Annotated in this window: 7 protein-coding genes; all 7 read right to left on the bottom strand. The window is 27.5% G+C overall.

Annotated features, from left to right (window positions below):
* Positions 1-10: 10 nt before the first annotated feature.
* Positions 11-595: a 16S rRNA (guanine(966)-N(2))-methyltransferase RsmD gene (rsmD, locus tag RI76_RS02265; protein ID WP_017192528.1), complete on the bottom strand. Its 585-nt coding sequence runs from the start codon at positions 593-595 to the stop codon at positions 11-13.
* A gap of 12 nt (positions 596-607) precedes the next feature.
* Complete coding sequence (gene yqeK, locus RI76_RS02270) at positions 608-1,174, bottom strand: bis(5'-nucleosyl)-tetraphosphatase (symmetrical) YqeK (RefSeq protein WP_017192529.1); 567 nt, start codon at positions 1,172-1,174, stop codon at positions 608-610.
* Positions 1,175-1,183: 9 nt separating this feature from the next.
* Positions 1,184-1,744, bottom strand: a complete 561-nt coding sequence (locus RI76_RS02275; RefSeq protein WP_017192530.1) for a YqeG family HAD IIIA-type phosphatase — start codon at positions 1,742-1,744, stop codon at positions 1,184-1,186.
* Between the two features lie 5 nt (positions 1,745-1,749).
* Entirely contained in the window at positions 1,750-2,223 is a 474-nt protein-coding gene (gene greA / locus RI76_RS02280) for a transcription elongation factor GreA (RefSeq protein ID WP_026072055.1), read from the bottom strand.
* 38 nt (positions 2,224-2,261) lie between these two features.
* Positions 2,262-2,867, bottom strand: coding sequence for an O-methyltransferase (locus RI76_RS02285; RefSeq protein WP_017192532.1), 606 nt, complete (start codon positions 2,865-2,867; stop codon positions 2,262-2,264).
* A gap of 74 nt (positions 2,868-2,941) precedes the next feature.
* Positions 2,942-3,433: a Holliday junction resolvase RuvX gene (gene ruvX / locus RI76_RS02290; protein ID WP_173362881.1), complete on the bottom strand. Its 492-nt coding sequence runs from the start codon at positions 3,431-3,433 to the stop codon at positions 2,942-2,944.
* Positions 3,415-6,018 carry an alanine--tRNA ligase gene (alaS, locus tag RI76_RS02295; RefSeq protein ID WP_017192534.1) on the bottom strand — a complete coding sequence of 868 codons (2,604 nt, stop codon included), beginning with the start codon at positions 6,016-6,018 and terminating at the stop codon, positions 3,415-3,417. The genes ruvX and alaS overlap by 19 nt, the downstream gene beginning before the upstream one ends.
* Between the last annotated feature and the right edge of the window lie 76 nt (positions 6,019-6,094).

Below are 6,094 nucleotides of genomic sequence, written 5' to 3' on the forward strand. Positions count from 1 at the left end.
TTATTATAATTTAAAACATAAATAAATTTTTATGATAAAGCAAAAAAACTTTGCGGTAATAATTTAACTTCTTGCTACCGTATTTTTTACTTTTAATTAAATGAAAATCGTTTATTTTTGACGGCAAATTCATCTTGTGATTGGTTTCGCAAATCACTAAACTATTTTGATTAGTTAAGGGACTTAAAACTTTGAATAAAGGTTCAAAATAATCAGAAAAATACGGAGGATCTAAAATGATGAAATCAAAGATTAACTCTTCTTTGATAAATTTTTTCAACATTCTAAAAGCATCGCCATAAAAAATATGAACTTCATCACTCTTTAGTTGCAATTTTTGGCAGTTTTTTTTAATTGTTTTATAAGCGGCCAATAAATTATCGACCATATAGATAGCTTTAGCTTTTCTACTTAAGGCTTCAAAACCATAAACTCCTGAACCAGAGAATAAATCTAGCACCGTTTGACCTTCTATTTCTGCCCCAATTGTATCAAATAAAGCTTTTCGAACTAAATGAGAAGTACTTTTGGTTTTTTCTGAAGGAACTAAAACTAATCTAAAACCTTTGTATTTTCCTGAAATAATTTGTAACATTATTCAACACCATTATTTTTTCAATTTCTTTTCTAAAGAAGCCAAAATAGCCAATTGTTCTTCATAATGTTTAAAACCTTTAGATTTATAATATGCAAAATTAAATTTTAAAAGTTGATAAACCGCTTGATCTAAATCTTCAAAAGCCAATTTTCTAAAATAATTAACTTGCTGAAAATCACGACTATTTTCTAATTTATCACTTAATAAAATAATTTTATCCAGCTTATTCATCGTCTTATGGCCCCAAACATGCTTTCTAATAGCGTTTAAAATTTTTTTATCACTAATTTTAAACTCTTTTTCTAACACTACAGGAGCACTAAAAGCGTGATACATGAAAGTAGCTTGTTTATATTTATTAATGATTTGTTTATCTAAAACGGAGACATGGAATTCTAAAGAATCGTTTTTAGTATAATCATGAAATAAAGCAGCTATTTGCGCTTGCAAGATGTCTACTTTATGAAAACGAGACAATTCCATAGCTTTCCTATAAACTCCTAAAATATGGTTCAATCTAGGAGCATCATTTTTAAATTTTTCATTTATTTTTTTTAAAATATTTTCTATTAACATAAACCACAATCATTTTTCTAATTCAACAAAATTTTTAAATTTTTGTTGATAAATTTTCGGATTATTTTTTTTGATTTTTTTGATGTAAGGCCTTTCAATGAAATAACGGCTTAAACGAGAAATTAATGATTCGTTGTTTCTATTAATTGGTTTTAATAAAATAGAAGTAATCTTCATTTTATTAGCTCCTAAAATATCCGTTCTTAATTGATCACCAATCATAACTGTTTCTTCTGCTGAAACGTTAAATTTTTCCAAAGCTTTTAAAAAACCCCATGAAGAAGGTTTTTTATGAAAAAAATTAAGTGGAATATAATCAAAATCGCTTTTTAAAACAGTTTCCAATCTTTTTTTAGAAGCATTCGAAATAACCACTATTTTAAATAAGGATTGAATTTGTTGTAAAAATTGTTTATTTTCTTCACTTAAAGCTTTTTGGTTGTTTTCTAATAAAGTGTTGTCTAAATCAAAAAACAACGCTTTAATGCCTTTTTTCATCAAATATTCATAAGGGATATCTAAAAAAGAATCATAATAAAATTCAGGCAAATATTTATTCGCTTTTTTCATTTTATCTATTCTATTTTTAGAATTTCTACTGTAAAGTTTTTGCCAGTTTCGGTTTTAATCACTACTTGATCGCCTATTTTGCAACCTTTAATACTTTGACCAATAGGAGATTCAATAGAAATTTTATCAACAAAAGGGTCTGCTTCTAAAATTCCTACTAAATGTAGGTTTTTTTCTTCCATAGTTTCTAAAAATCTTAAATGCACTTTATTCCCAATATTGATGTCTTTGTTTTTAACAGAAGCACTAATAATATTAACATTTTTTAAAATATTTTGAATTTCTAAAATTCTGGTTTCTATGACAGCTTGTTCGTTTCTAGCTGCACTATAATCAGCATTTTCACTTAAATCACCTTGTTCTCTCGCTTCTTTTAAAGCTAATAAGTTTTCGTTTCTTTTAACGTTTTTAAGGTGATTTAATTCTTCATTTAATTTATCAACTCCTGATTGAGTTAAAGTATAACTTTTTTTATTCATTTGATTTCCTTTAATTGATAATAATTTTAATTTAAAAATTAAATTATTTGAGGTGAAAAATTTTTTTTCCAAGAAATACTTAATCCATCGCCAATATCTTTAAAAACAGTTTTAAATTCCCTATTTTCTGTTAAAAAAGTTTTAAAACTGTTTAATTTAGTGATAATTCTTTTCGTACTTCTAGAAATAGTGTTGACATCTAAATTATGAAAATTCAAATTATCACATACAATAACGCCATTATCCTTTAAAAAAAATTGGTATTTCTTAAATAACTTTTCATATTGAACCTTAGAAGCATCGATAAAAATAAAATCATATTTTTTTTGCGGTTGATAAAAAAAAGCTTCTGACCAAATAAATTCAATTTCATGAGAAATATTTTTTAAAAAATCCTTCGCCAATTGGACGTTGGGATATTCCCTTTCAATGGTTTGAATATTATTTTTCTTATTACTCATAGATAAAGCGCTATAGCCAATTGCTGTTCCTATTTCTAAAATATCCCTAAAATCATTCTCAGTTATCATTTTTTCTAAAAATAATTTGGTTTCATCATGTATAATAGGGATTTTATTCAAAATAGCATATGTTTTAATTTCTTGTAAAGATTTTTCTTTTAGTTCGTTTTTCATACTTGGCATATTTAAATAAATTAACCTTTTTTTATTTGATAATAAAAAACTTTATATTTTTATTATTTTTCTTCTTCGGCTTTTTATTCTAATTGCTGTTTTTCCAATAATTGGTTAAAACGGAAATTTAAAAAATTTTGTAAAATAATCATCGCCGCTATTTCATCTTTTAATTTTTTATGTTTCTTTTGTTTGTGTTTGGAAACTTTAGGACTTTTGCTGCTATTTATAGCTTGAAAAGCTTGTACGGTCGATAAACGTTCGTCCCACAAAATAACTTCCACCAAAGGAAAATTATTTTGTAGTTTCTCTTGAAATTCCATACTTATTTTTGCTTTAATGCCGACATCATTATTCATATGTTTAGGATTTCCTAAAATAATCGTTTTAATATTAAATTGTTCTATCATTTCTTTTAAAGGCGTTATTAATTCTTCATATTTATGTTGAGTAAAATTAATAGTTTTTAAATTATTCGCGATAATACCAGATTCAGAAAGAGCAATTCCTAATGTTTTTTCACCTAAATCTAAACCTAAAAAAGAATTGTTATTGTTCACAAACAAGTCTTCCATCCCTTTTCTAATTCGTTTATTTTCGTTATATCTGAACTGAAAGAACGAGCAAAAGTTTTATTTCCGCCGCCTTTGCCGTTAATGATTTTGTTAATGCTGTTGACAAATTGTCCCGCATGAACGGTTTTACTTTTTGCTAATAAAACAAAACTATCGTTTTGTTTTTGGCATAAAATTAAAAAATCATTTTGTAATTTGTTAAATAAATGTTCTAATAAAGTTTTTAAAATATTGGGTTCTATATTGGTTTCATCGTGAATCATAATTAACATTTTTTTTTCAATTTTATCAGGAATAAATTGATCCGCTTTTTGCAAAATTAGCTCAGTTTGTTTTTTGACCACTTCTTTTTGGATAGCGATCTGTTGTTGTTTTAAAGCTTGAACGTAAGATTTATAGTTTTGAATATCTTCATAACTATTATAATTTATCATAATTTTAGGAATAATTTCTGCATTAACTACTTTTTGAGCTTGCTCTATTTTATGCAAAATTTGTTGTTCTTCTTTGTTAAAAGGACTAATTTTCTGTTCTATAGCGTTTTTAACGTTGTTATCCTCTGAAGTGGCTTCAATTCTGTAAATGCCAGAACCAATAGAACTGTACGATAAAATGGCGAATCTTTTTAGTTCCATAGTGTTTTTCGCGTGCGTTCCGCCACATAATTGAAGAGAAAAATCGTGGATTTTAACTACTCTTACTGTATTAGAATAATCTTTATCTGCTAAAAAATTAGCATCTTTTTTCTGCGCCTCTACAAAAGGCATCACTTCTATTATAACGGGGTATTTTTGAAAAATCCAGTCATTAACTTGTTTTTCTAATTGCATCAAATCATCAGAAGACAAGAGTTTATAATGGTTAAAATCATACCTTAAAACCTTATCGTTTAAAGAGGAGCCTTGTTGTTTAATATGTTTTCCAAAAACCTTTCTTAAAGAATCATTTAAAAGGTGAGTTGCTGTATGATTTAAAGAAGTTTTGCGTCTATTCTCTGGATCTACAATAGCTACTACCTCTTGTCCTTCGTGAAAGACATTAGCGATTTGATGTATTATCTGACTATTCGGCAATTTTGTCGCTTTAGTAACGGGCACGTTGTTAATAGTTCCTTCATCGCAAGATTGACCGCCCATGCGAGGATAAAAAGGAGTTTTTTCTAAAACAATACCTTCTTTAAACACTTTAAGAACTTTTGTTTTGACCTCTAAAACTTCATAACCCACAAATTCGCTTGGAGCAGTAAAGTTTAAATAATCCGTATTTTGTTCTTTCATCCCGTTTTTAAAATCTTTATTTTGGTTTTTTTGAGATAATTTCTTCTGTTTTTGTAAGAAAAAATCAAATTGATCTGAATCTACTTCAATATTTCTTTGTTCAGCGAATTCTAAAACAACCTCTTTAGGCAAACCATAAGTATCATAAAGTTTGAAAACATTTTCATTAGATATTTTATTATCTTCAGTCAATTCTAAAATTTTGACTTCACCCTCTTTTAAAGTGTGCAAAAATTTTTCTTCTTCTTTTTTGATCATTTGAGCAATAACTGTTTCTTTATCTTTTAAATCAGGATAAAACTCTTGCATCATATCAGCCACAGTCGGCACTAATCGATATAAGAAAGGTTGATTTAACCCTATTTTTTTACCTTTTTGAAAAGCTTTTCTTAAAAGTCTTTTGAGAACATAACCTCTTCCATCGTTGGCTAAAACAACACCATCTCCAAGACCAAAAACTAATGTTTTCGCGTGGTCTGAGATAATTCTAAAGGTTTCTTCGTCCTCTTGATATTTAAAACCGCTTATGTCTTCCATTTTGACAATAATAGGATAGAATAAATCTGTTTCAAAATTAGTTTTTTTATCTTGAAAAATACAAGCGAAACGTTCTAATCCTGCTCCAGTATCTATATTTTTTTGCGGTAATTCTTTATAATTCTCACGTTTTGTTTCAGGAACAGAATTGTATTGGGAAAAAACAATATTCCAAATTTCAATAAAACGATCGTTTTCAATATCGTTTTTAATTAATTCAGGACCTCTTAGATCATATTCAGGTCCGCGATCAAAAAAGATTTCCGTACAAGGACCACAAGGACCTTCGCCGATTTCCCAATAATTAGTTTTCGAAGAAATTAAATGATTTTCATCTATCCCTTTTTTTAACCAAAAATGATATGTATCTAAGTCTTGATGGAAATAAGTAATATATAATTTTTCTTTTGGCAAAGCGAAAAAACGTTCGGATAATAACAATTCATAAGCTAAATCAATCGCTTCTTTTTTGAAATAACCACCGATAGAGAAATTACCTAACATTTCAAAAAAAGTGTTATGGCGAGAAGTTTTACCGATATTTTCGATATCATTAGTTCTTAAGCATTTTTGGACATTAACAATGTTTTGAAAACGAACTTTCTCTGAACCGTCAAAATATTTTTTCAAAGGAGTTATCCCGGCATTAACCCACAATAAAGTAGGATCAGATTGCGGCACTAAAGAAGCCGATTTTTCTTGGTAATGACCCTTTTCTGCAAAAAAATTTAACCACATTTTTCTAATTTCAGAAGAAGTCATTTTTTTCATTTATTTATTTTCCTTTAATTTGTTAAATATTTTCCCATAAAATAATTTTAAGATCGGAAGAGCGGTTCAGCAGGAA

Origin of the sequence: Milkweed yellows phytoplasma str. MW1, assembly GCF_000309485.1 — a bacterium.
Classification (GTDB): Bacteria; Bacillota_I; Bacilli_A; order Acholeplasmatales; family Acholeplasmataceae; genus Phytoplasma.

What these genes read in the sequence shown, in the direction of transcription:
- yqeK (WP_017192529.1), bottom strand. Translation starts at nt 1,174, where the DNA reads ATGTTAATAGAAAATATTTTAAAAAAAATAAATGAAAAATTTAAAAAT.
- RI76_RS02275 (WP_017192530.1), bottom strand. Translation starts at nt 1,744, where the DNA reads ATGAAAAAAGCGAATAAATATTTGCCTGAATTTTATTATGATTCTTTT.
- rsmD (WP_017192528.1), bottom strand. Translation starts at nt 595, where the DNA reads ATGTTACAAATTATTTCAGGAAAATACAAAGGTTTTAGATTAGTTTTA.
- ruvX (WP_173362881.1), bottom strand. Translation starts at nt 3,433, where the DNA reads ATGGAAGACTTGTTTGTGAACAATAACAATTCTTTTTTAGGTTTAGAT.
- alaS (WP_017192534.1), bottom strand. Translation starts at nt 6,018, where the DNA reads ATGAAAAAAATGACTTCTTCTGAAATTAGAAAAATGTGGTTAAATTTT.
- greA (WP_026072055.1), bottom strand. Translation starts at nt 2,223, where the DNA reads ATGAATAAAAAAAGTTATACTTTAACTCAATCAGGAGTTGATAAATTA.
- RI76_RS02285 (WP_017192532.1), bottom strand. Translation starts at nt 2,867, where the DNA reads ATGCCAAGTATGAAAAACGAACTAAAAGAAAAATCTTTACAAGAAATT.